This window comes from Shewanella donghaensis (genome assembly GCF_007567505.1).
In the GTDB taxonomy this organism is placed as follows: domain Bacteria; phylum Pseudomonadota; class Gammaproteobacteria; order Enterobacterales; family Shewanellaceae; genus Shewanella; species Shewanella donghaensis.
Genome location: NZ_CP041783.1, coordinates 325,670 through 349,285 on the forward strand (window position 1 = coordinate 325,670; position 23,616 = coordinate 349,285).

Sequence of the window (23,616 nt, forward strand, 5' to 3'; positions counted from 1 at the left end):
TTAGCGGTGTTGTCGTCTATTAAAAAGGTTGAGTCAGTGTCTGAATCTAACTTTAGCTCTAAGTCTAGTTCTAAGCTTAAGCCCACTGAGCTTGAGGATACTCAAAAGCAGGATCAACTGCCTATTTCAGGCGTGTTGGCGGTAAAGGCTGGGCAAGTGTCTGATAAAGGCAGAAAAGCAGATAATGAAGATGCCATAGGCATTAAAATTCCTTCAGGGTTAATGTTAACTACCAAGGGAATAGTGAGTGTCATCAGCGATGGGGTTAGCGCAGCTGAAGGGGGGGCAAAAGCCTCTGCCATCAGTGTGAGTAACTTTATCGCTGATTACTATTCAACCCCAGAGTCTTGGAGCGTTCAAACATCCAGTACCCGCGTACTTACCGCGTTAAATCGCTGGTTATATGGTTTAGGGCAGGATTATCGCGATGCCAGAAAAGGCTATGTGTGCACTTTTAGTGCGCTGGTGTTCAAGTCTTGCTCGGCGCATATGCTGCATGTTGGCGACTCACGAATTTATCGTTTTCGCGATGGTGAATTAATGAAGGTAAGTCGTGACCACAGTACTTCAGTTAATCAATTTTCCAGTTATCTTACCCGCGCTATTGGCATGGATGTGAATTTAGAGGTTGATTATAAGCAGGTTAACCTTGCTTTAGCTGATATGTATTTACTCACAACTGATGGCATTCATGATGTGGTGACCGATCATGAATTGTCGAAAATGCTGATTCATCTACAACAAAGCCATGCTGAAATTACTGATGAATTATGTGAAGCCTTTTGCCAAAAACTCGTCGATAAAGCCTATCAGTTAGATAGTCAAGATAACCTCAGTGCGCAATTAATTTCAATAGCACAGCTGCCAACTCAAGCGATTGACGACGTTTATCATAAACTCGCCAGTCGACCTTTTCCGCCGCCATTATCAGTGGGAATGAAGCTAGATGGCTATGAAGTCACTGGGATTATTCATCAAAGTCAGCGAAGCCAGGTTTATGTGGTAAAAGACAAGCAAGGTATTGAACGTTGCATGAAAACACCATCAGTAAACTATATTGATGACGGGGCTTATATTGAACGTTTTATGCTTGAAAGCTGGATAGGGCACAGAATAAACAGTATTCATGTGGTAAAAGTTGTCGATCATCATGTGCCTAAGTCAGCGCTGTATTATCTAACTGATTATTTACAGGGTTTGAGCTTAGCTGATTGGATGGTGCAACATAAGCGCGGCCCCGTTGAAGATGTATTGCAGCTTTTAAAACAAGTTGAAGCAGGTATTCGCGCTTTTCATCGCAAAGAAACTCTGCATCAAGATTTAAAACCAGACAATATTTTCATTACTCGTGAGGGGATTGTTAAAATCATTGATTTTGGTGCCTGCTTTATTAAAGGCATTGCAGAGATAAGCACGCCACTTAAGCGGGATAAAATACTCGGCACAGCAGATTATACCGCACCTGAAGTCATACTGGGCTATCAATCTGATGGCCGTGCTGATTTATTCTCGTTTGCTGTTATTGCTTATGAGATGTTGGCCGGTGATCAACCTTTTAAAGGCCAATTAGGTAAATGCTTAAGCCGAAAAGATTTTGAAAAACTGGTTTATATTCCTGTTTATGCAACCAATCCTATGGTGCCTGAGTGGATGGATAAAGCATTAGAAAAAGCATTATCTATAGAACCCGCTTTACGTTTTGCTGATAGCAGTGAATTCTTGCATGCGTTAACCACTCCCGCTTCAACCTCTTCGAAAACATCCATTCCGTTTATTCAACGTAATCCTGTTAAATTTTGGCAAAGTATTAGTGCAGTATTATTGCTTTGGTCAATGTATTTGCTGTTTAGATAATAAACAACGCTGAAACCTGTTATTTATTTAACAAGACTTACCCCCCAATCTTTCATTATAGACCAATAAAACCTCCTTATTTAGTCAATATCAATTAAATCAATGCATTATCAAGTTTAGTAACAGTGACTTTTCTAGTACTAAAGTGGGGGGGGACTTTTTTTTTAGCCTATTGGTCTAAGTTCCTTTAATACTCGGGGAGGATTCATAACATTAAATAACGATCAATACTGAACTTACTGGAAATGTGAATGGACTTATTCATTTACTTTGTTAAGGGCAGGAAGCATGGACTTATTCAAGCGTAAAATATTACATCGCTTAAACACAACAGCAGGGATGCTTGCTCTTGTTATCTGTCTAGCTTCTTTTCCTAGTTTCAGTCAGTCAGATTTAAGTGATTTTGACGAACTTGCTATCGGGGCAAATGTTACTCGAGTTTTACAAGATGGCAATGATAACTCATTAAACTTAAATCAATCTGGTATGGACAACGTATTTAGCTCTAATCAATTCGGTTCATATAATTCAATTGATGTTAATCAGCAAGGCTCTAAGCACTTTGCTGGATTTAAACAGTCGGGTGTGAATATTGAAACTGAGATTTTACAAGTAGGGTTTGGAAATACGGTTGTCTCTGTGCAGCACGGTGAGAATTTATTTTTAGATGTGATGCAAACAGGAACTGGAAATGTAGCTTTAATACATCAGAGTGGTTACGAAAATTCGATTGGGATTCAGCAGTACGGATCTGGGAATGCTGTAGGTGTACTTCAATGGGGAAATTCACAACATGTTGAAATTACTCAAAGGTGTTGCAGTAATTAAGCTCAAAAATTAATTAATCATAAATAGTAAAGGGAAATACGATAATGAAACATTCAAAATTAGCAATATTAGTTTCGGCAGCAATTTTTGCATCTAGCAGTGCTTATGCAAGTTCTGACAATGAAGCTACAGTTGATCAATCAGGTAATGGAAACACCGCGGTTGTTGAGCAAATTCTAAATAGTGATTTGAATGATGCTTTTGTAACACAATCTGGTGATACAAACATTGCAACAGTAAAGCAGGCTGATACGTCTGAAACAATGGGTTCAATCACTCAAACAGGTGATGGCAACACTGGTACTGTACTTCAGCATGACGCGACTCAATCAGCGACAGGTATTATCGATACTACTGGTGACGGTAACGTAGCATTTGTTGAACAGCAGTTCAATAATGGTGCTGGCGCTGCAGCGCTTGTTACACAAAATGGTGATGATAACAACGCAAATATCTTGCAAGATGATGGTGATTCAGCTAATTCGACTATTACTCAAAATGGTTCTGGCGATACCGCTGTAATTGATAACCATTGGTCAGATAATGCAGATGCAACTATCACGCAAGCTGGTGGACCAGGTAACTTTGCCAAAATTGGTCAAGAATCATCTGATGCTGCTTCTGCATCAATTACCCAAGATGGCATAGGTAACAGTTCATTGGTCACTCAAGACACTCAAAACTTCGCTTACGCTGCAGGAACTGATGATACCGTCGCGATAGTTAATCAATTTGGTGATGGTAACATTGGTAATGTGGGGCAAACTGGATTATCTAACGATGCAAATGTGATGCAAACAGGTAATGCTAATGAAGCCTACGTTACACAGTCTAATCTCAATAATATGGCTGATGTTGACCAAACAGGTAATAGTGGTTGGGCAACAGTAAATCAAACTGGCGAAAACGGTCAAGCAACTGTTATGCAGTCAGATTTCAATCAAACAGCGACAGTAACTCAGTCTGACTTTGATCAAATGGCATCAGTGACACAAAGCAATGAAAACAATACTGCAACAGTGACTCAAAGTGGTTCTGGTGCAGGTACTGGTAATACAGCTGATGTTATGCAATCCGGTAGTGGTGATTTTGCTACAGTTGTACAAGATGGTGATTCAAACGTTGCTGTGACAGATCAAGGTGGTGATAGCTTTGGTAACACAATTATGGTTACTCAAACTGGTACAGCTAACATCGCAGGTGCAGCTACTGATTTAGGTGCTGGAAGTACTGTGACTATTACTCAAACAGGTACTGGTAACGTAGTTGGTAATCATCCTAATGCAAATAACTATTATGGTGCAGATATTGGTGCTGGTACATTCGGAAATGATAACACTGTAACAATTGATCAAAATGGTACAGGCAACCTTGCTTATGCAGATTCTGCTGATTCATTTTCAACTGTTGATATCATGCAAACAGGGTTAAACAACGTAGCACTAGCAGAGTCTTGGACTGGCGATACTAATGACTTGAATATTACTCAAGATGGCAGTGGTCATTACGGTGAAATCTTTGTTCTTGGTGGTTCAATGAATGTTGCGACAATTACGCAGTTTGATTCTGGTAACTCAGCAATTATTAATCAAACTGGTTCAAGTAACAATGCAATGGTAACTCAAGGTATGTAGTACAAAAGTCTAATTAAGGGTGAATAAACACCCTTTTGGCTAATTGTATCAGCCAGATTAGCTTGCTAATCTGGCTTTAATGATACAGGTACCGTATCAGATTTTTTAATCACCTTTTTTATTCATTCACATGGAGTGTAAGTGATGTTTAAAGTTATCAATTGGATGATCGTTTCTCGTTCTCAATTACTCGTTGATTTGCTTGATTGCCGTTGGCCTCAAGAGTTTTTAGTCAAGTTAGCCAAAGCAACCCCTGCAACAATGAGTTCACTACTCGCGACTCAACAAACATCTTTAGTTGTGTTTGATTTAGCAACCATCGATTTGCAACAAGCGTATCAGTTACAAAGATTAATTGAACGAGAGCATTATGCTGTTAAAACAGTATTCATTAATTTTCCAAAACAGGTTGATGCCAAGTTTTTAATTCATCCTGCAACCACATCGGGTGCATTTTATACTGATGCGGATCTTGCTGAAATCAGCAGCGGTTTTAATGAAATACTAAAAGGTAGAAGTATCATTCCAATTGATTTACATAAATCGATTACTAATGATGATACTGACGATGATAGCGAGCATTTAACTATCCGCGAAAGAGAAGTATTGCAAGCCTTACTCACAGGCAGCACTAACTTAGATATTGCTAATCAGCTATTCGTTAGTGAAAGCACCATTAAAACACATTTATATCGTGCCTTTAGAAAAATTGGTGTATCAAGTCGAGGCCAAGCTATTGCATGGGCACAAACTCATATGCATGAGGTAAGAGTATGAAAAACATCATAGTGATGTTTTTTTTATTACTATTTCCAAGTACTGTATTTGCTGAAAGTCAGATAGCGGCTGAAACATCGGTCACTGAAGTTCCTATCAAACAATCTAATTCTAAGAATGAAGCGCCAATTGATCAGTCTCAAGTTGATAAGCTAGATAATGCGAAAGAGCCAGCAACGTCAGCAACTGATAAGAATATTCAAAAGGCACCAGCGTTAAAGCCATTAGATATTAGCGATGCGATTCCTAAAAACGAAAAAGATCTTATTGATGGTCTTATTTTAAATAGAGCAATGACGCGACTTGGTCATCGATTTTACCGTCAGTTTGTTGGTGCATATAGAGATATTGGTGGCAATAGCAAGCATTCAGGTCTCACCGTCGTTGAACAAGCAACAGCAAGAAGTGGCAGTAAGATATTAATTCAACAAAATCGAAAAACCATTTTTGTTACTTTTATATCGCCTATTAGTAGAAATATGGATGATCAAGTCAATTATGCTGCAAAGCGTGTAAATGCAGCGGTTATTAAGAAAAATGAACAAGCAATCTTGGGTGCGCTGTTTGATCCAGATCTTGCTCCTGACGAAATATAAGCAGGGAACGCCAAAATGAAAAAAATATTGTTTACCTCAATTTTACTAATATTCTCAGTTGATTGCTTTGCAACTCAACTGGTTTATCAACCAGTAAACCCAGCTTTCGGTGGCAGTTATTTAAACGGTTCATATTTACTCGCTAACGCATCCGCGCAGAATGATCATGATGGTGGAGGCTCAGGTTATGTTGCACCAACGGCCCTAGAGCGCCTCTCAAGTTCATTGCAATCGAGACTGATGAGCCAACTATTTAATGATGCAGCAAACGGCGGTGAAGGTTATTTAAAAACCGATGATTTTGAAATCAACGTAGTTAATGAAGATGGCGCATTGATTGTACATATTACTGATGTGCTAACAGGCGAAACGACCATTATTGAAGTTGGTGGCATTGTTGATGACGGTACAGGAGGCTAATGATGCAAAAATTAATTGTGAGTTTATTTGTATTATCGCTATCAGCTTGTTCATCTGTCGATGACCAATTTGAAGATATTGATGTCACCTCAAGTCTAATGCCAAAAGGTGAGACCTATTACGATCTTACTAGCTTACCGTTTCCACAAGGGGCAATGATTGCAGCCGTTTATGATTTTAGAGATCAAACGGGTCAATATAAGCCGATTCCATCAAGTAACTTTTCAACTGCAGTACCACAATCAGGCACCGCATTTTTAGCGCAATCACTGAATGATTCAGCTTGGTTTATCCCCGTTGAACGTGAAGGGCTGCAGAACTTATTAACAGAGCGTAAGATTTTACGCGCTGGATTAAAAGGCGATGCGAGTAAACTGCCGCAGTTAAACAGTGCTCAAGTATTAATGGAAGGCGGTATTGTTGCATACGATACCAATATTAAAACTGGCGGAGCTGGAGCTCGTTACTTAGGTATCGGAGCATCTGGTCAATATCGTGTTGATAGCATTACTGTTAATTTACGTGCTGTTGATATTCGTACAGGCCGTTTATTGAGCAGTGTTACGACGACTAAAGCTATTGTTTCAAAAGAAATTACCGCTGGTGTATTCAAGTTTATTGATGCGCAAGATTTATTAGAAGCTGAAGTCGGTTACACCTCAAATGAACCTGTGAGTTTATGTGTTGTTTCTGCGATTGAAAGTGCAGTTGTGCATTTGATTGCCGATGGTATTTGGAAAGGTGCTTGGAAGTTGGGCGACGCAACTACAGGTTTACAAAATACCACATTACAGAAATATTGGTTAGAAGCGCATAATGACGCTCAAGTTAGTGCCAGAATTAAACGTGGTTAGTTATTCGGTTTAGCTTCAATAATAAAAAAGGTGCCTTAGGCACCTTTTTTTTTGAGTTTTTAAATCAGATTTTAAACTATCTTCAATGCAACTCATTTTTAACCGAAGATTATAACCAAGCGGTAAGCTTTTCCTCATCGACGATGGTTAAATTAATGGTATCTGCAACCGCTGCAGTAATAACAAAAACACCCTGCATAAGTTCATCACGTCTAAACCAATGTAATTGTAATACCTCACCTACAGGAAAAGTTTGTAGCTGCTTTTCAAATAGATTATCCACTTGTAAATGATTTGCTGAGATTAATAAATCTCCCGCGCTCAAACCTGCTTGATGTGCTGGACTACCATTAACCACAGTCATTATTTTTAAACCTAAGCTCTCAGGTTTTGTTTTAGCGCCAAAGGCAATGCTATTCCCTTTGGTTTCTGTTCCGCCGACATCACTCGTGCCTGAACTTGCTTTAATTTCCATGCCAATACCAACACTAGTCAGCAGCGGTGTTAAAGGAATATCGTTAGTATTATCAAGATAACTAAATAATTCGTCACAATTACGATTAAGGATTGTTTCTACAATCTTTTGGTGACTGTCTATTTCGGTGCCAATACCTGGTTTACCGTATTGTAGCCATAGTGCTTGCATTACATTATCTAAGCTCTGTGTTCCTTGGGTTTCTAAACGTATGGTCAAGTCTAGATATAGCGCGAATAGAGCACCTTTAGTGTAATAACTGACAATAGCATTATTGGCATTTTCGTCTTGTTTATAGAATTTGGTCCACGCATTAAAACTCGATGATTTTAATGTTTGCTTAAAGCGGCCTTGTGAGCGATATACGCGGGTCATGGTTTCGCTAAGCATAGTGAGATATTGCTTTTTATCAACACAACCACTTCGGTAAGTAAGAAAATCATCAAAATAGGACGTGATACCTTCATAAGCCCATAGTTGCTGGGTATAGGCTTCTTGAGATAAATCAAAGGGAGTAAACTCAGCAGGTTTAATACGTTTAACGTTCCAGCTGTGAAAGTATTCATGACTACACAAAGAAAGATAAGTGCGGTAATCACTATTCACTTCATGATGCATGTCAGTGGGTAAATCTTTTCTTGAGCACATTAATGCAGTTGATGCTCGATGTTCTAAACCGCCAAAACCATTACCTAATACGGTGGTTAAAAATACATAGCGCTCAAATGGAGCGGGTCCGCCAAATAAATTGATTTGATATTCACAAATGGCTTTTAAATCTTGGCAAAGCCTAGCCATTGACGCTCGGTGCTTACCACTCAGCACAATATCGTGAGTCACACCGCAAGCTACAAAGCTATCAATGGTTAAATCTCCCATTTCAACTGGGTGATCAATAAAGTCATCGTAATTATTGGCATAAAATTCACCAAAACCGAATTGCTCACCAGATGTTCTCGGCATGCTGGTGGCTAGTTTCCAGTCTTTCAGTTCTGATAAACTCGATTTAGCTATGGTCAGGCTATGCTTTGTTGATTCGAGTCCTTTAGCTGCTAAAAACACGCTGCTACCATTGAAAAAGCCATGAGTGGTATCTAAATGAGCTGAACGAACAGACAGGTCCCATGCATAAATTTGATACGTTAACTTGATAAAACCGCTTTGATTCTGACATTGCCAAGTCTGTTTATCTAACTGGAGAACATCAATTTTTTGATTGTTGTCATCTACAGCATTGATTTCGATAATATTACGGGCGAAGTCTCTGATCATGTAACTACCAGGGAGCCAGGCGGGTAAATATAAAGACTGTTGCGCTGATGCAGTTTCAATAGTTTGGGTGACTTCAAATAAATGCGCTTTAGGATCGATAGCAATGATGTGATAATGCATGAACAAATTCCAAGTAAGTGGGTGTTTCAAAAAAAATGCTAGCTAGAAGTGCTACCATGCTGCCAAAATCGCTTTGATTGTGCAAACAGAACTAAAAAGCGAATAGGATAAAGTGTAAAACTTGCTTTGCTAAGGTGACAAACACTCAAATGGGTATTATATAGTTAAACAGACCTTAGCTGGTTATAATCAGTTTAGCTTTCCATTTGATTTTCACTATTCTGATTATAATAAATAAAAGGATGATCAATCATGGCTGAAGAAACGATTTTCAGTAAAATAATCCGTCGAGAAATTCCTGCCGATATTCTTTTTCAAGATGAGCTTGTTACCGCGTTTCGTGACATAACTCCCCAAGCGCCAACACACATTTTGATTATCCCTAACCATCTCATTCCTACTGCTAATGATATAAAAGCATCAGATGAATTAGCATTAGGTCGTATGATGACCGTTGCTGCCAAGCTTGCTTCAGAAGCCGGTATTGCAGAAGACGGTTATCGTTTGATTATGAATTGTAATAAACATGGTGGACAAGAGGTTTACCATATCCATATGCATCTGGTTGGCGGTAAGCCATTAGGACCAATGCTAAGTCGTCTGGATTAATAATATTCGCATGAAAATAAACAGTGATTTTTTCCCGTTAACTGGTGTAGCTAGCCGATTTGTTAATCAGCTTGCCCATTGTGGACGTTTAAATATAAGCGTATTGGAAGCCAGTGAACACCATGTTTTATTAGAATTACCTTATAGCCAAGATATCATTGGCGATCCTGATACCGGTGTTATCCATGGTGGGGTGGTGACGACCATCATTGATACCGCATCTGGTACATCGGTGGTTTGCGCCATTCTCGAGAAATATAAATCGTTAGAAATATCGCCGACATTAGATTTGCGAGTCGATTATATGAAGCCTGCTGAGCCTAATAAGCCACTTTATGCATTTGCTGAGTGCTATCGTTTATCGTCAAATGTTGCCTTTACTCGTGCGATTGCTTATCAAGACAGTATTGATGATCCTATTGCCCATGCTGTTGGTTCATTTATGCGTATCAGCCCTGAAATGGTGGGTGAGGAATTTCGACAAGCTTTAATGGGAAACCCTGACGAGCTAGATGGGAAAGCGCTATCAACACCAACCAATAAACAAAATGCGCTCAATCATCCAGTAGCTAATACGCTAGAAAATGCGACAGTGTCAGTTGATGACTTAAAGGTTCATGATGTCGTTAAGCGTGCAATTGATTTAAATGACTATAGTTATCTATTAGCTAAAGTACCTTACACCCAGTTTATCGGCATGAGTGTTGATCGCTTTGGTGATGAAATGGTGTTTAAGCTTCCTGCAAAAGATGACAATATTGGTAATCCAATTTTGCCCGCTATTCACGGTGGTGTCATTGCTGGTTTTATGGAAATGTCAGCGATTGTTCAGTTAATGGTATTTATGCAAGCTAAGAAAGTGCCAAAAATAATTGATTTTTCAATTGATTATTTACGTGCAGGCCTACATCAAGATACGTTTGCGGAATGTAAAATCACCAGACAAGGTCGTCGCGTTGCCAATGTAAGTATCAACTGTTGGCAGAAAAACAGAAAGCAATTAATTGCGACAGCAAGAGCGCACTTTTTGCTTGAGCAGTAAATGACTTGAACAGTAAAAATTGATATTGCCATCATTGAATCATGGCCATCGAAACTGATGAGCTGAAGTCTGGTTTTGGTACTTCTCTCACGTTAAACTAATTTTAAGTTCAACTAATGTTGAAGTTCAATAAGGAACAACATATGAAACTATCGGTAGTCATTGTATCGCTGGCATTAATGTTATCTGCATGTGCGAACCACACAGCTGGCGTATCAGCCAGTTCAACGGGGGAAGTGAGAGTGGATAACAACTCATTCGCACGAGAAGTGGCCGTGGAGCAAGTAAAGGTGCGGACCCAGTCAGACTTGTTGCAAGGCTCTGCCTTAATTAAAAGTCAGGTATCAACAGATCTAAGGCTTCAATACAAGTTCACCTGGTACGATGTAGGCGGCTTTACCATTGAAGATGAAGGCAATAGTTGGAAATCAGTAAAGTTACATGGGATGCAACAAATACAGGTGGCTTCAGTTGCCCCTAATGCAAATGCGACCCGCTTTGAAGTGTATGTTAGAAAAGCATTTTCCAATTAGTGCTGACTTTCTAGTATTTAATGTTTATAGGATCTTTCTAGCTAATAGTTAAATAATCTAGCTGATATAAATTTGTACTTAAATAGTTAATGAAAAGTACGCGGTAAAGCTGTCGCACTAATGATTGATAGTTTATAATCCGCGTCGCCAAGGGGTGTTTATCGTTTGCGATAAACTGAGATGTCTATAAAGACGAACCCTTAGAACCTGATCCGGCTAATACCGGCGTAGGAATAGGCTGCATTGCTAAAAATATTGTCATGGATGCACACCAATAATTCACTATGCTTGCCGGATCTCAAAATTATTATTTGAGGTCCTATGTTTGTTATCAAATCTAAATCGCCATTAGCGATTGCCATTCTTACTGCTTTATCCACTTCTGTTGTCGCTCAAACTGAAAATATTGAGCGAGTTGCGCCAAATGCTGAAAAAATGGAAGTGATTGTTGTCAACGCTGACTTTAGTAATATTGCGCTAGATAAAGTGCCATCAAGTGTTACCGTCATCGACAGCCAACAACTACAAGATGAAGGGGCGCAACATTTTGAAGATGTCTTAAACTCTATTGCCAACTTCAACTGGTCCGGTGGTAGCTCTCGTCCTAAGTATTTCCAAATTCGTGGTGTGGGTGAGCAAGAAGAGTATCAAGGTGCACCTAACTCTTCTGTTGGTTTCATTGTTGATGATATCGATTTATCAGGCATAGGCATGGTGTCTAGCATGTACGATATGCAACAAGTTGAAGTGCTTAGAGGTCCTCAAGGGACTCAATACGGTGCCAATGCTTTAGCGGGTCTTATCTATTTAAAAAGTAATGATCCTACCGATGTATTTGAGCATGGCGCTCAAGTGTCGATGGGTGATGATGATTTACAAACTTTCTCAGGTTTTAGTTCTGGTCCGCTAACCGACTCAGGTAAATTACTTTACCGTGTTTCTTTAGAGCAACATTCTCAAAACGGTTACCGCGATAATACTTACCTAGAACGTGAAGATACTAATGCCCGTGACGAGTTCACTGCTCGGGCTAAATTGCGTTGGTATGCCTCTGATGACGTTCAATTTGATTTAACTTTATTACACGCCAATTTTGATAATGGCTATGATGCTTGGACGTTAGATAATAATGGTTTTGAAACCATTACTGATGCGCCAGGTGTCGATGCGCAAAAAACCACAGGTGCAGGCTTAAAAGCTATTTTTACCAGTTTTGACAAATTTGAGCTGACTTCATTAACTTCATTTGCCAATACTGATCATCATCATAACTACGATGGCGACTGGGCTAATCCTGATTACTGGGCGTCTAAGCAGTGTGCTGCTTACGATGACAATTGGAATGCTATTGGCACAGAGCCTTGCGTTTATGATTACACCTGGGACAAAAAGGGCGAACGCCAGACTATTTCTCAAGAATTCCGTATAAGTTCAAATGAAGCGGGCAAAATATTTTCAGACTCGACTGATTGGCTTGTTGGTTTATATGGCATGAACTTGCAAGAAGACAATGATCTATATTCTGAGTACAACGGTTGGCCTGATGAAGTATTACAATCAGAATACGAAGCGACTAACTATGCCATATTTGCTCAAACAGATACCCAGTTTGGCAATGACTATGTCTTTTCTGCCGGCGTTCGTCTAGAGCGCCGCGAAAGTGAGTATTCTGACTCAAATGGCGATGAGTTCTCGCCAACAGAAAGTATGTGGGGCGGTCATTTAGCCTTATCTAAAGCATTAAATGAAGATCACAATGCGTATTTTCGTGTGGCTAGAGGCTACAAGGCGGGTGGTTTTAATATGACACTACCACCAGAACTAGCTGATAAAAAAGAATTTGATACTGAAATTTTATATAACTACGAATTAGGGCTTAAATCTTCATGGCTGCAAGGTCAGTTAGATACTAACGTCGCCTTTTTCTATATGGATAGACGCGATCAACAAGTATCAGCATCACAGCAAGATCCAGAAGACCAACAACGATTTATTCTCTATACCGAAAATGCCGGTAGTTCAGAAAACTTTGGTGCAGAAGTCGATTTTAAATACTACGCAACAGATAACATTCAGTTTTATGGCAGCGCAGGTTGGTTAGATGCGACATACGGCGATTATCAATACAATGATAAATACGGCAATATTGTTGATTTAAGTGGTCGTGACCAAGCTCATGCTCCTAAGTTTACCTATAGCGCAGGTATGAGTTACGTCAGCGATTCAGGTTGGTTTACTAACCTAAATGCCAGTGGTAAAAGTGACTTCTACTATTCTGACAGTAACGAATCTAAATCAGATGCTTATACTATATTTAATGCCCGAGTAGGTTATGAAACTCAAATGTGGTCAGCGTATTTGTGGGGGCGTAACTTATTTGATGAGCAATACGGTACGAGAGGCTTCTTTTTTGGAAACGAGCCAGATTTAGATTGGTCTGATAAGCAATATGTTCGTTATGGTGATCCTCGTCAACTTGGTATCACGTTAAACGTAAAGTTTATGTAGTTGCAGAAATGCTGCGTTAAGTTATTTATGTAGTCATATTTTTATCATTAATAACAATGTTTAACGATCAAAATCTGCCATGATTTAAAAAAGATTGATAAGTTTTTTAATCTCAAACTTTGATAAACTGTGGCAGTATTTTTACCTCGATTAAGGAATTTCCATGAAATTGACTGCCGAAATCAGCATGTACCCGTTCAATGAAAACTATTTAGACCCGATTAAGTGGTTTATTGGCCGTGTAGACAGTTACTCAAATATTGAAAGAAAAACCAATGCCATGGCGACTCAAGTATGCGGAGAGTATGCAGATGTGATGTCTATGCTTGCCATTGAAATGGAAGCTGCTCATCAAAAGTGGGGCAAAGCGGTATTTGTGTGTAAATTTATTGGTGGTGAGCTGGATTTAAGCCACACCGAATAACTGTTTATAACCATTCACATACATTCAAAATCATAGTAGCCATCATTATGTTATCTGAGATTATTCAATCCGTTCAAATTGCCATCACGGAAGCCTCTGTCATGACAGGCTGGGAAGCCGTCGCAGTGATTCTTGCAATGGCTTATTTGCTATTAGCTATGAAAACCAACATTTGGTGTTGGGCTGCCGCATTTGCGAGTACGGCAATTTATACGGTGTTGTTTTGGAAAGTATCATTATTGATGGAGTCGGTGCTTAATGTGTATTACATGGCGATGGCTATTTATGGTTTTTGGTTATGGCGCTCAACCCATCAGACTAACAGCACAGATAGTGCTGGCAATGAATTAGTCATTACCAGTTGGTCGCTTAAGACTCATTTACTGCTCATTGGTTTTACAACTGTAGTCTCGCTAATCGTGGGATACTTCATGGCCACAAAAACTACTGCCTCTTTCCCCTATATCGATGCATTAACCACTTGCTTTGCGATAATGACTACCTATTTAGTGGCTAAAAAAGTATTAGAAAATTGGCTGTATTGGGTAGTAATAGACTTTGTATCTATCTACTTATATTTCCAAAAAGGCCTAATGCTCACATCTGGTTTATTCATCTTGTATGTGTTTATGGCATTAAGTGGCTACTTCATGTGGCGTAAGAAAATGCAACAAACATCAAGCTATCATGACCTAGCGGTTGCGAGTTAAGACGGATAAATGATGACGGACTTTAATCCTTGGCTGTACTTACCACTAGTGTTAAAAACATTACTGCCCAGAAAATTAGTAGAAGTCATTAATCAACAATGTCATCAAGTTAACTTGCTATCTGATGGGCTGAGCAATCAGAACTTTCATATTGTTTTGTCAGCCCCTTATAGCGAAAGCGGTAGTGATAACAATAGTGAAAATGGCTTTCAGGATAATATTGAGAGTTGCAGTACTATTGAAAACAACAGAAAAGTTAAAAACGATCGTAACTTTATGAGTAACAGTGATTGGGTGTTACGAGTGAATCAAGATAATGCCCAATGGTGTGATCGCGGCAACGAAGTCACTTGCTGGAGATTAACGGAAGCGATAAATCGAGCACCTGAACTCATTTGGCTCAGTGATGATAAACATTTTTACCTCAGTAAATTCATCAATGAATCGCTGTTCGTTCCAAGCTGTGAATCGATTAATACAGCTTTTTATCCACCTTTAGATTCACTTGTTCATTCGAGACAGTTTAAATGGGCAGGTTTTTATGGTGAATATCGCTTTGAAGATCCAAGTCGCCCGCAAGCCTCAGTATTTGGTGAATATGATCCTGTCAGCTACTTATTAGATTTATTATCGCCGTTATCGATGTTAGCTTTACCTCCAAAGCAAATTACCGTAACCGAGCAGTGGGATTACTACGCTAAGTCATTGTTGGATATCTCCGCTTCCATGTCTCAGTTATTGGCTGAATCAAGAATTCAGTCAAGTGATTCAAGCAGCACTCATGTTAAAGCTAAAACTTGGTTGAGTCATTATTATATGCTCACTCAAAAGCACTCTGACATGCAAGAATGGCTTGTACAATTAGAAGCTTGTGTAGTTAATCCACAATTTTGCCATCGAGATTTATCTCCCTATAATATTTTGTTTGATGGTGACCAATTACAATGTATTGATTTTGAATACTGCGCTGCCAGTCATCCATTATTTGATTTAGTCGCTGTCGTTGTAACACACCAATTAACGCAGCAGCAAGCGGATGAACTTACCTCAAAGTATTTGCAGCAACATCCTAATTTGACCGATACAGCAAGCAGTTTTCTTGGGGAAATGAGTCATTGCTTTTGGCTTTATGCCGCCGCTTGGGCATTAATGATGGCATCCAATACACAATTGCCACAGCAGCAATATTTTGACCTATTCAATAAATACCTATCTTTAGTGCCTTAACGCCATTATTCTAAAATAGTGTTGTTTTAAAACTATTTAGTTTTAAGTCTAAGCTGTTGATAGGAGAATTGTCGTTGAAAAAACCATTGATTCCAATAATACTTGTTATCTTTTTAGCAGGGTGTTCAACCAAATTTAGTTACTTCTTTTTAGACTGGGCGATTGAGTGGCGGGTGGAAGAGTACGTCACCTTGGATACTAAACAACAAGCCCAGTTTGATGAGCTGCTGGATAAGTTTTTAATTTGGCATCAACAAGAAGAATTGTTGCGCTACAGTGCACAATTACAAGCACTTTCCACATCAGTGAATCAACAAACCTTAACTACCGAAATTTGGCAGCAACAGGTTACTGGCGCCAAAGCGCATTGGTTTCGTATCTTTGATTTTGTGTTACCCGATTTACTTCCCATCCTAACTAGCCTCAGTGATCAACAAGTTAAAGAGTTTATAAAGCAGCTCAATACTGACAACACTGAATTAAATTCAAAGTACGCAGGCAAAACTCAACTACAGTTATTAGAAGACGCCAATGAAAGAATGGTTGATAGGACTGATGATTGGCTCGGTAATGTTACATCTGAACAACGTCAGCTCATAAAACTATTTAATGCACAGCGGCTTGCGACACTTGATATGTGGCTTGAATACAGGCTTGAATGGTTAAGACAGTTTGAGTCAGCCTTAAGTCAACGCTCTGATCATCAATTATTTGAACAACGAATGCGTTTATTGATGACCCAACCAGACGAGCTAAAATCAGAAATATATCAAGAAAATGCTAATGAAAACACACGACTGTTTGGGCAGTTAATGATTGATATCAATAACAGTTTATCTGATAAACAGCGCCGACATTTGAACAAAAAAGTGGCTGAATTAATTGTCGATTTAAACGAATTATCAGCAGATATGAACGAGTAGCTGTAAAAGACGATGCAAAGCGATGAAATATAACTGCTGGTATTAAGGTCTAGTGATTTAATAATGAGATAAAAAGGAATTACCATGGTCAAACTATACCAACAGTTTTTAGATTTACTGAAGCATATCGAAGGCCTAGCGCCACTTGCGCTGCGAGTTTATTTAGCGCCAGTGTTAATGCAAGCTGGATACAATAAGCTTTCCCATTTTAGCGATACCGCCGCGTGGTTTGGTAATCCTGATTGGGGGTTAGGCTTACCTATGCCAGAAGTAATGACAGCGCTAGCAGCAGGTACAGAGCTATTTGGCGGAGCATTATTACTCATTGGTTTGGCTACTCGATTAGTGGCTATTCCGATGATGTTTACTATGTTTGTCGCAGCATTTGCTGTGCATATCAATAATGGCTGGTTAGCGATTGCTGATGCGAGTTCGTGGCTTGCAAACGACAAGGTTCTCGAGTCTGCTGAAAAACTGGCAGCGGCAAAATCAATTTTACAACAACATGGCAATTATGAATGGCTGACCAGTTCAGGTAATTTCGTGATTTTAAATAACGGTATTGAGTTTGCTATAACCTATTTAATTATGCTGTTTGCTTTAGTGGTATTAGGCGGTGGGCGTTATACCAGTGTCGATTACTTCATTTCTAAGCGTTTAAGCTAAGCGTGTAAGCTAATCAAATAGTCAAATTAGGCTTAGATATTGTTTAAGTCTTTGTTTAATTGAGCTGCAAAATCATTATTCAATTTTACATACAAAAATCCCACTCTAATGTGGGATTTTTGTTAATATCATTTTGTATTCAACTATTCTCGTGCAACCTTTGTTTTAATGGGTTCACGCATTGAAAGACAGGGACATTCAATTGGACGCTTCAGAACTACTACTTACTCGCCAATCAACACCTCGACTGACACTTCCTGCACCTAGTGAAGAGCAATTAGATTTTATTCTTAATGCGGGCGCAAGAGCGCCGGATCATGGGGCGTTAACGCCGTGGGAATTTATTATTGCAACAGAGTCAGGTTTAGATACTTTGGCAGACATTTTTGTTAAGGCTGCAGAATCAACAGGCGCTGATGAGGTTTATTTAACGAAAGTGAAAGGCATGCCTCACCGAGCTCCAATGGTGATTACTGTTGTAACAAAAAGCCAGCAGCATCCCAAAGTGCCTCTATTAGAGCAACAACTGGCAGCTGGTTGTGCCACGATGGCAATGCAACAAGCTGCATTCTCATTAGGATTAGGTGCTGTATGGCGAACTGGCGACTTTGCGTTTAGTGCAATTGTTAATGAAGGCTTAGGAATAGGTCTGGATGATCAGATAGTCGGCTTTTTATATGTCGGTACGCCAGCAGTTAAAGCGCCACTAAAAGCGTTAAAGCCTGGCCGTCAATTTGCACGATTTTTGAAATAAAAAATTGAAGATTGTGGTATGAGAATATCAATATAAACTAAAGGTTCATTTTGAGCCTTTAGTTTAATTTATTGGGGACGTTTACAAACTCAATCGCTAGGATCTAAAGAATCTAAAGGTAGTAAGTTTTGAAACAGGTAGTATCCCAAAGGCCCTAAAATTAGGCTTATGGTAACCCAAAGAAAGCGTTTTATATTATCAATGTTAGCCGCGCTGTTGATTGCACGATAGCAAAACATAATATGTAAAACGGCTAAAAGCAGCACGAGTATAACCACCAAATCCATTTGTTCCATGTCTACATCCTTGGTTACTACTAAGAGACTTATTTAAGCTTAATCCTATTTTGAAAATTAGCAGTAAAATCAATATAAAATCCATCTTATAGGTGACACAAGATAGCGTATATTTATGCCTGTTATCAATTATAGTTTTGAATAAATATACAAAAGTTTGACATGGCGCATTTTATATAAGCAATTATTGATTAATTGCTGTTATTTTAGTCTTGTAACCGTCTCTGGCATATCTAACCATAAAGGGTATTTTGTCATAACCGCTTTAAATAATTCACTTTCTAGGTGCAGTTCTAACCATTGTTTTACCTTTACATACGGGCTTTGTTGGAACCAAGGTTTATTCACATGTGCAAACTGCCTAACAAATGGAAATATAGCATAATCAGCAATGGTCGGTGAACTAGTAATTAATTGATTATTTTCGCTTAGTTTAGTTTCTAAAACTTCAATAAATTCACATGCTTTTTCGCGGTAAAACGCTTCAGGTTGTTCTAAAAAGCGATCGGCATATTTGTATTTATCCAGCCAAGGCTTAAATTGGTTATCATTTAAACTAATCAGTTCCATGGCTTTGTTATCTGTTATTGACTTCATTAATAACGAGTACTCATCAGTGCATAAATATTCACTATTTTTATCTGAGTAATTTAATAGCGAATATTTCAATACATCGATGCTTTCTTCTAATACTTTTGAGCTATCGATATCGAGGTTTTCAATAATCAAAACGGGCACCGTGGCTTTAGGGGAAGCCTGTATCATTTCTGCAGGTTTATTGCGTAACTCGATTTCTCTAACCTCTGGGTTTAAAGTGGATAAATGTAATCCAATTCGAGCACGCATGGCGTATGGACAGCGCCTGAAAGTATAAAGAATGGCAGAAGACATAGTTTGTTATCATAAAGTGAGAAAAGTGAATGGCGTTATTCTATGTTTATTTACAATAACTGTGTGAGATATTTTTAGTGGTGGCCTAATGATAAGGGCTTCACTTATTACAATTAACGCTATAACTAGCACTATAACTAGCTATGAATATGTGATTAAGTTACAATTTTGCGCCGCATTTTGAGGTGTATCACCTTTTTAGTCGCCAAGTTTACTTTTTATTATTAATTGCACTGGAAATTAAGTTCCAGCTAGCGGAGATATTCATGTCACAAGTTGTCGTTTGCGCATTATACAAGTTTGTTGCTTTGCCACATTTTGAATCACTTAAAGCGCCTTTATTAGCGCATATGGAACAGCAGGAGATTAAAGGTACCTTATTGCTCGCGAATGAGGGAATTAATGGCACAGTAGCCGGTACGCAGCAGGGTATCGATAGCTTACTGACTTGGCTGGCAACGCAAGAAGGTTTAAATGACATCGTGTGCAAATTATCATTTGATGATGAAATGCCGTTTTACCGCACGAAAGTAAAATTGAAAAAAGAAATCGTTACAATGGGCATTGAAGGTATTGATCCTCGTGAAGTGGTAGGCACCTATGTAAAACCACAAGATTGGAACAAGCTGATTTCAGATCCAGAAGTGTTATTAGTTGATACCCGTAACGACTACGAAGTTCAAATCGGTACCTTTAAAAACGCAGTCAACCCAGTCACTGAAACCTTCAGAGAATTTCCTGAATACGTTAAAGAAAACCTCGATCCTGCGAAACACAAAAAAGTGGCTATGTTCTGTACTGGTGGAATTCGCTGTGAAAAATCGACAGCGTATCTTAAAGAGCAGGGCTTCGAAGAGGTCTATCACCTTGAAGGTGGCATTTTAAAATACCTTGAAGAAGTGAAGCAAGAGCAAAGTCTTTGGGAAGGTGAATGTTTTGTATTTGATAATCGTGTGGCCGTAAATCACGATTTAGAAAAAGGTATTTACGATCAGTGTAACGCATGCCGTATGCCTATTACCCAAGAAGAAATGCAAACCGAGGCATTTGTGCAAGGTGTTAGTTGCCCACATTGTATTGATAGTGTGTCAGATGAGCAGCGTCAACGTTTTATTGAACGTGAAAGACAAGTTCAATTAGCTAAGCAACGTGGTGAAGCTCATATCGGTAGCGATGTTAAACAAGTCATTAAACAAAGACGTCAGCACAAAGAAACATTGAAGCAAGCTCAAAACGAAGCTAAGTAATGTTGTAAACTACGCTAACTTTATAAATTAGATTGAAAGCATCCATCGTCATATGGGTGCTTTTTTTGTGGTCGTATTTCGAAAGACGATCACTACAAAAACTATTAATTTTAAAACAGATTGGTGATTTTAACGGCGAAAGATAGTTTATTGCTAAAGTGAATAAGATCTATTAATCAGCATATGTTATTTTTAGCGTTGATTTAGAAATATAGAGTTGAAAGTTAATGTTTATTGGTTTTGATTACGGCAGTGCAAACTGCTCAGTGGGTTTTGAGCAAGAAGGAAAAGTAACACTCGTACCAATTAATGGTGACAGTTGTTTCTTGTCTTCGACCTTATATGCCATGGATAGAGAACTTATCGCTGAGGCTGTTTATCATCGCATTGCAGATGACCTAAAACCCGAATTTGGCAAGTTGCGAGCCGCGCAATTAAGCCGCGCAAGATTAGTACGGCACGATTTACATATCTACCCAGAAGATCAGGTGGTTTTTGTTGGCGCAGAAGCCATCGATGCTTACTTAGAATTACCCGATGAAGGTTTCTATGTCCGGTCGCCAAAATCATTTTTGGGTGCCAGTGGCTTAAGGGTAGAGCAAGTCGCGCTATTTGAAGATATCGTCACCTTGATGATGCTTGAAGTCATGTCTCGCGCTAAAGCGCATATTAACGAGCCGATTACTAAAGCTGTGATTGGCAGACCGGTAAACTTCCAGGGGGTTGGCGGCGAAAAGAGTAATGTACAAGCACAGGCTATTCTTGAAACTGCCGCTAAAAGAGCAGGTTTTGAGCAAGTGAGTTTCTTATTCGAGCCAATGGCTGCCGCAATGGATTACGAAGCGTCAATGACATCCCATAAAACTGTTTTAGTTGTTGATGTTGGCGGTGGTACAACCGATTGTTCAATGGTAAAAATGGGACCTAATTTACAACATAAAACCGATCGAAGTGATGATGTATTAGGCCACAGTGGTCAACGTGTTGGCGGCAACGATCTTGATATTGCAGTCGCAATGAACTGCTTTATGCCGCATTTAGGGCTAGGTTCTAAACTCAAAAATAATCTCACAGTACCGCGCCAACCGTTTTGGAATGGGGTCGCGGTAAATGATATCAGTGCACAGCGAGAATTTAGCTCCTTGGCTACGGCAAAATTAATTGATGTACTTGTCAAAGATGCCGAGCAACCTGAGTTAATCAAACGGCTTAAAGCACTCAGATTACATCAAATGAGCTATCAATTTGTTCGCCAAGCTGAGCAGTGCAAAATTGGTTTATCACAACAGTCAGCGTTCGATACCGATTTATCATTTATTGAAACAGGTTTTGGAATTAATGTAGCGCAAAAAGCATTCGAAATCGCAGTGCATCAACCCGTTACCAAGCTAATTAATATCATGAATCAAGCTGTTGAGGCTGCTGGAGTCAATCCTGATGTGGTGTATGTGACAGGTGGCACAGCTAAAAGTCCCGTTATTCACCAATGTATTTCATCACAATTCACCGACGCGGAAATTGTCGTCGGTGATCATTTTGGTAGTGTGACTAGCGGCTTAGTTCGCTGGGCGGGTAAAGTTTTTCAACCCTAGAATTGAATATTAGCCGACTCGATACAATACTTTTTAAGAACAGAATATGGTCAATGCAGTCGTTTAACTATATTGACCGATTAAGGATAAGTATGAATTTTTCAAGTATAACAATCACCAAATGCAAAATAACAAAATTAACTGCGGCGTTAATTATCGCTAGCACCAGTTTATTAACCATGAGTTGCAGTGACGATGTAGGTAAGGTGAGTTTAGGAATGTTTACCACCAAAGACATTAAGCTTAATAAAATGGTAGACCCGATTGTGACTGGCGTTACTTGCCATGTAGCTAGCATCGAGGCCGATTTAAGTTTTTCAGATCCATCTGACTCTTCAATATCTTGCCGCCAAACAGGTGAAATTACCCCGCAAATGATTGAGGCGATCGATAAGTCTGGTTCTGGTGAGATAGTCTTCAAAAAGTCTAAAAGTATTTTCTTTAAAACTATGAAAATTAGACGTATTTTAGATGCGGAAAATCAAACACTCATGTATGTGTCTTATTCAACCAAAGAAACATCAGGCAGTTATAAGCACAGCTTGTCTACTGTGCCACTTTGGGGCACTAAAGCATACCGTCAAGGCCAACCTGCATTATAATGAGTGCTGAATAATTCATTAACAAGACCTCAAATGAGGTCTTACATAAATGAGCTAAATAGCTAACGAGGAAGGGAAATGGATTGTCCTTATTGTAAACATCAACTTCATGCTGACGCACTCAAGTGTGGTCATTGTTTAGAATATCTATCAGAACATGTTTGTCCTGATTGTCAGAGCTCGTTACCTAAAGATGCCGTTGTGTGCCGTCATTGTCATTATCTATTCAGTCAAATTTCAATTAATACCACAGAATTAACGATGGCGTTTAAGGGCGAATTAATCGCATCGGTGTTATTACGGTTCAGATTATTACCGCAAGAAATTACCACTGATGTCGACAAAATTTGTATCAACGCCCCTGGCTTATTCCGTTTATGGAACAACGCCGATGAAGTTCCTTGGAATAAAATCGCAGGATTTAATTATCGTAGCGGCATTATTTGGGATCGCATTGAAATTGAAACCCGAGGTCAAAAGCCTAGTGTCGTAATCGGTTTATCGAAAGCGAACAGTGAACAATTACGTAAAGTGCTGCAATCAATTGTGAATGCAAATTAAGGACTTTAAACCTTATCTTAATTGATGAGAGCCTTGGCTTATTGGATTCAGAAGGAAAATTATATAATCACTGCTAATAGCTGATTGTTAATAAAGGCTTGTAGATTTGATGTACGTCTCGACGATATGTTGAACAGTGCCATGACGGTATTGATAGATGCAAATAGACGCCGATCTTACCAGTTATAATTGTGTTCCTAT

At 39.1% G+C, this 23,616-nt stretch carries 23 protein-coding genes, 2 pseudogenes and 1 riboswitch; of the genes and pseudogenes, 22 read left to right on the top strand and 3 right to left on the bottom strand.

All coding sequences use genetic code 11. The features are described 5' to 3' along the window. Positions 1–36: 36 nt before the first annotated feature. The 8 genes and pseudogenes from FPK91_RS01335 (at position 37) to FPK91_RS01365 (ending at position 6,963) form a co-directional block, all read left to right on the top strand. Complete coding sequence (locus tag FPK91_RS01335; protein ID WP_144206946.1) at positions 37–1,854, top strand: protein kinase domain-containing protein; 1,818 nt, start codon at positions 37–39, stop codon at positions 1,852–1,854. Positions 1,855–2,142: 288 nt separating this feature from the next. Then, positions 2,143–2,682, top strand: coding sequence for a curlin (locus FPK91_RS01340; protein ID WP_144206948.1), 540 nt, complete (start codon positions 2,143–2,145; stop codon positions 2,680–2,682). A 44-nt stretch (positions 2,683–2,726) separates the two neighbouring features. After that, a pseudogene (locus tag FPK91_RS21235) lies at positions 2,727–2,927 on the top strand (curlin repeat-containing protein); the annotation flags it as partial. A gap of 573 nt (positions 2,928–3,500) precedes the next feature. After that, positions 3,501–4,316, top strand: a pseudogene (locus tag FPK91_RS21240) (beta strand repeat-containing protein); the annotation flags it as partial. A gap of 144 nt (positions 4,317–4,460) precedes the next feature. Continuing rightward, complete coding sequence (locus tag FPK91_RS01350; protein ID WP_144206952.1) at positions 4,461–5,093, top strand: LuxR C-terminal-related transcriptional regulator; 633 nt, start codon at positions 4,461–4,463, stop codon at positions 5,091–5,093. Continuing rightward, positions 5,090–5,689, top strand: coding sequence for a curli production assembly/transport protein CsgE (locus tag FPK91_RS01355; protein WP_227006655.1), 600 nt, complete (start codon positions 5,090–5,092; stop codon positions 5,687–5,689). Before FPK91_RS01350 ends, FPK91_RS01355 begins: the two co-directional genes overlap by 4 nt. A 15-nt stretch (positions 5,690–5,704) precedes the next feature. After that, entirely contained in the window at positions 5,705–6,109 is a 405-nt protein-coding gene (locus FPK91_RS01360) for a curli assembly protein CsgF (protein ID WP_144206954.1), read from the top strand. Then, positions 6,109–6,963 carry a CsgG/HfaB family protein gene (locus tag FPK91_RS01365; protein ID WP_405127332.1) on the top strand — a complete coding sequence of 285 codons (855 nt, stop codon included), beginning with the start codon at positions 6,109–6,111 and terminating at the stop codon, positions 6,961–6,963. The genes FPK91_RS01360 and FPK91_RS01365 overlap by 1 nt, the downstream gene beginning before the upstream one ends. 109 nt (positions 6,964–7,072) lie before the next feature. On the opposite strand, the gene FPK91_RS01370 is transcribed toward FPK91_RS01365, so the two are convergent. Then, the gene (locus tag FPK91_RS01370) at positions 7,073–8,830 is read right to left on the bottom strand and encodes a M61 family metallopeptidase (protein ID WP_144206956.1); all 1,758 of its coding nucleotides are present in this window, start codon (positions 8,828–8,830) and stop codon (positions 7,073–7,075) included. Positions 8,831–9,082: 252 nt separating this feature from the next. Between FPK91_RS01370 and hinT the strand changes: the two genes are divergently transcribed. The 10 genes from hinT (at position 9,083) to FPK91_RS01420 (ending at position 18,226) form a co-directional block, all read left to right on the top strand. After that, on the top strand, positions 9,083–9,439 hold the full coding sequence (gene hinT, locus FPK91_RS01375) for a purine nucleoside phosphoramidase (RefSeq protein WP_144206958.1): 357 nt from the start codon (positions 9,083–9,085) through the stop codon (positions 9,437–9,439). A 10-nt stretch (positions 9,440–9,449) separates the two neighbouring features. Further along, positions 9,450–10,481, top strand: coding sequence for a PaaI family thioesterase (locus FPK91_RS01380; RefSeq protein ID WP_144206960.1), 1,032 nt, complete (start codon positions 9,450–9,452; stop codon positions 10,479–10,481). Positions 10,482–10,624: 143 nt separating this feature from the next. Then, positions 10,625–11,014 (top strand): YcfL family protein, encoded by a 390-nt coding sequence (locus FPK91_RS01385; protein WP_144206962.1) that lies wholly within the window; start codon positions 10,625–10,627, stop codon positions 11,012–11,014. A 140-nt stretch (positions 11,015–11,154) separates the two neighbouring features. Further along, positions 11,155–11,266: riboswitch (TPP riboswitch) on the top strand. Between the two features lie 69 nt (positions 11,267–11,335). Then, a complete protein-coding gene (locus tag FPK91_RS01390) occupies positions 11,336–13,522 on the top strand; it encodes a TonB-dependent receptor (RefSeq protein ID WP_144206964.1) in 2,187 nt (728 codons plus the stop codon). 163 nt (positions 13,523–13,685) lie between these two features. After that, a complete protein-coding gene (locus tag FPK91_RS01395) occupies positions 13,686–13,946 on the top strand; it encodes a YkoF family thiamine/hydroxymethylpyrimidine-binding protein (protein WP_144206966.1) in 261 nt (86 codons plus the stop codon). 47 nt (positions 13,947–13,993) lie between these two features. Further along, a complete protein-coding gene (gene pnuC / locus FPK91_RS01400) occupies positions 13,994–14,656 on the top strand; it encodes a nicotinamide riboside transporter PnuC (RefSeq protein ID WP_144206968.1) in 663 nt (220 codons plus the stop codon). Between the two features lie 9 nt (positions 14,657–14,665). Beyond that, on the top strand, positions 14,666–15,883 hold the full coding sequence (locus FPK91_RS01405; protein ID WP_144206970.1) for a phosphotransferase family protein: 1,218 nt from the start codon (positions 14,666–14,668) through the stop codon (positions 15,881–15,883). Between the two features lie 74 nt (positions 15,884–15,957). Further along, entirely contained in the window at positions 15,958–16,806 is an 849-nt protein-coding gene (locus FPK91_RS01410; protein ID WP_144206972.1) for a DUF6279 family lipoprotein, read from the top strand. Between the two features lie 78 nt (positions 16,807–16,884). Beyond that, a complete protein-coding gene (locus tag FPK91_RS01415; RefSeq protein WP_144206974.1) occupies positions 16,885–17,472 on the top strand; it encodes an HvfX family Cu-binding RiPP maturation protein in 588 nt (195 codons plus the stop codon). Between the two features lie 202 nt (positions 17,473–17,674). Then, positions 17,675–18,226 (top strand): NAD(P)H nitroreductase, encoded by a 552-nt coding sequence (locus FPK91_RS01420; protein ID WP_144206976.1) that lies wholly within the window; start codon positions 17,675–17,677, stop codon positions 18,224–18,226. An 89-nt stretch (positions 18,227–18,315) separates the two neighbouring features. On the opposite strand, the gene FPK91_RS01425 is transcribed toward FPK91_RS01420, so the two are convergent. Further along, positions 18,316–18,522: a hypothetical protein gene (locus FPK91_RS01425; protein ID WP_144206978.1), complete on the bottom strand. Its 207-nt coding sequence runs from the start codon at positions 18,520–18,522 to the stop codon at positions 18,316–18,318. A gap of 201 nt (positions 18,523–18,723) precedes the next feature. Continuing rightward, positions 18,724–19,413, bottom strand: coding sequence for a glutathione S-transferase (locus FPK91_RS01430; protein WP_144206980.1), 690 nt, complete (start codon positions 19,411–19,413; stop codon positions 18,724–18,726). A gap of 266 nt (positions 19,414–19,679) precedes the next feature. On the opposite strand from FPK91_RS01430, the gene trhO reads away from it, so the two are divergent. The 4 genes from trhO (at position 19,680) to FPK91_RS01450 (ending at position 23,415) form a co-directional block, all read left to right on the top strand. Then, on the top strand, positions 19,680–20,660 hold the full coding sequence (gene trhO / locus FPK91_RS01435; RefSeq protein WP_144206982.1) for an oxygen-dependent tRNA uridine(34) hydroxylase TrhO: 981 nt from the start codon (positions 19,680–19,682) through the stop codon (positions 20,658–20,660). 227 nt (positions 20,661–20,887) lie between these two features. Continuing rightward, positions 20,888–22,252 carry a molecular chaperone gene (gene yegD / locus FPK91_RS01440; RefSeq protein WP_144206984.1) on the top strand — a complete coding sequence of 455 codons (1,365 nt, stop codon included), beginning with the start codon at positions 20,888–20,890 and terminating at the stop codon, positions 22,250–22,252. A 179-nt stretch (positions 22,253–22,431) separates the two neighbouring features. Beyond that, on the top strand, positions 22,432–22,854 hold the full coding sequence (locus FPK91_RS01445) for a CreA family protein (RefSeq protein WP_144214073.1): 423 nt from the start codon (positions 22,432–22,434) through the stop codon (positions 22,852–22,854). A 78-nt stretch (positions 22,855–22,932) separates the two neighbouring features. Continuing rightward, on the top strand, positions 22,933–23,415 hold the full coding sequence (locus FPK91_RS01450; protein ID WP_144206986.1) for a zinc ribbon domain-containing protein: 483 nt from the start codon (positions 22,933–22,935) through the stop codon (positions 23,413–23,415). Positions 23,416–23,616 lie beyond the last annotated feature (201 nt).

Bases quoted from the DNA above. Each gene is read 5' to 3' on its own strand.
- hinT (WP_144206958.1), top strand. From the start codon at position 9,083: ATGGCTGAAGAAACGATTTTCAGTAAAATAATCCGTCGAGAAATTCCT.
- FPK91_RS01370 (WP_144206956.1), bottom strand. From the start codon at position 8,830: ATGCATTATCACATCATTGCTATCGATCCTAAAGCGCATTTATTTGAA.
- FPK91_RS01355 (WP_227006655.1), top strand. From the start codon at position 5,090: ATGAAAAACATCATAGTGATGTTTTTTTTATTACTATTTCCAAGTACT.
- trhO (WP_144206982.1), top strand. From the start codon at position 19,680: ATGTCACAAGTTGTCGTTTGCGCATTATACAAGTTTGTTGCTTTGCCA.
- FPK91_RS01425 (WP_144206978.1), bottom strand. From the start codon at position 18,522: ATGGAACAAATGGATTTGGTGGTTATACTCGTGCTGCTTTTAGCCGTT.
- FPK91_RS01385 (WP_144206962.1), top strand. From the start codon at position 10,625: ATGAAACTATCGGTAGTCATTGTATCGCTGGCATTAATGTTATCTGCA.
- FPK91_RS01340 (WP_144206948.1), top strand. From the start codon at position 2,143: ATGGACTTATTCAAGCGTAAAATATTACATCGCTTAAACACAACAGCA.
- FPK91_RS01395 (WP_144206966.1), top strand. From the start codon at position 13,686: ATGAAATTGACTGCCGAAATCAGCATGTACCCGTTCAATGAAAACTAT.
- pnuC (WP_144206968.1), top strand. From the start codon at position 13,994: ATGTTATCTGAGATTATTCAATCCGTTCAAATTGCCATCACGGAAGCC.
- FPK91_RS01405 (WP_144206970.1), top strand. From the start codon at position 14,666: ATGATGACGGACTTTAATCCTTGGCTGTACTTACCACTAGTGTTAAAA.
- FPK91_RS01450 (WP_144206986.1), top strand. From the start codon at position 22,933: ATGGATTGTCCTTATTGTAAACATCAACTTCATGCTGACGCACTCAAG.
- FPK91_RS01360 (WP_144206954.1), top strand. From the start codon at position 5,705: ATGAAAAAAATATTGTTTACCTCAATTTTACTAATATTCTCAGTTGAT.
- yegD (WP_144206984.1), top strand. From the start codon at position 20,888: ATGTTTATTGGTTTTGATTACGGCAGTGCAAACTGCTCAGTGGGTTTT.
- FPK91_RS01365 (WP_405127332.1), top strand. From the start codon at position 6,109: ATGATGCAAAAATTAATTGTGAGTTTATTTGTATTATCGCTATCAGCT.
- FPK91_RS01380 (WP_144206960.1), top strand. From the start codon at position 9,450: ATGAAAATAAACAGTGATTTTTTCCCGTTAACTGGTGTAGCTAGCCGA.
- FPK91_RS01350 (WP_144206952.1), top strand. From the start codon at position 4,461: ATGTTTAAAGTTATCAATTGGATGATCGTTTCTCGTTCTCAATTACTC.
- FPK91_RS01390 (WP_144206964.1), top strand. From the start codon at position 11,336: ATGTTTGTTATCAAATCTAAATCGCCATTAGCGATTGCCATTCTTACT.
- FPK91_RS01445 (WP_144214073.1), top strand. From the start codon at position 22,432: ATGAGTTGCAGTGACGATGTAGGTAAGGTGAGTTTAGGAATGTTTACC.
- FPK91_RS01430 (WP_144206980.1), bottom strand. From the start codon at position 19,413: ATGTCTTCTGCCATTCTTTATACTTTCAGGCGCTGTCCATACGCCATG.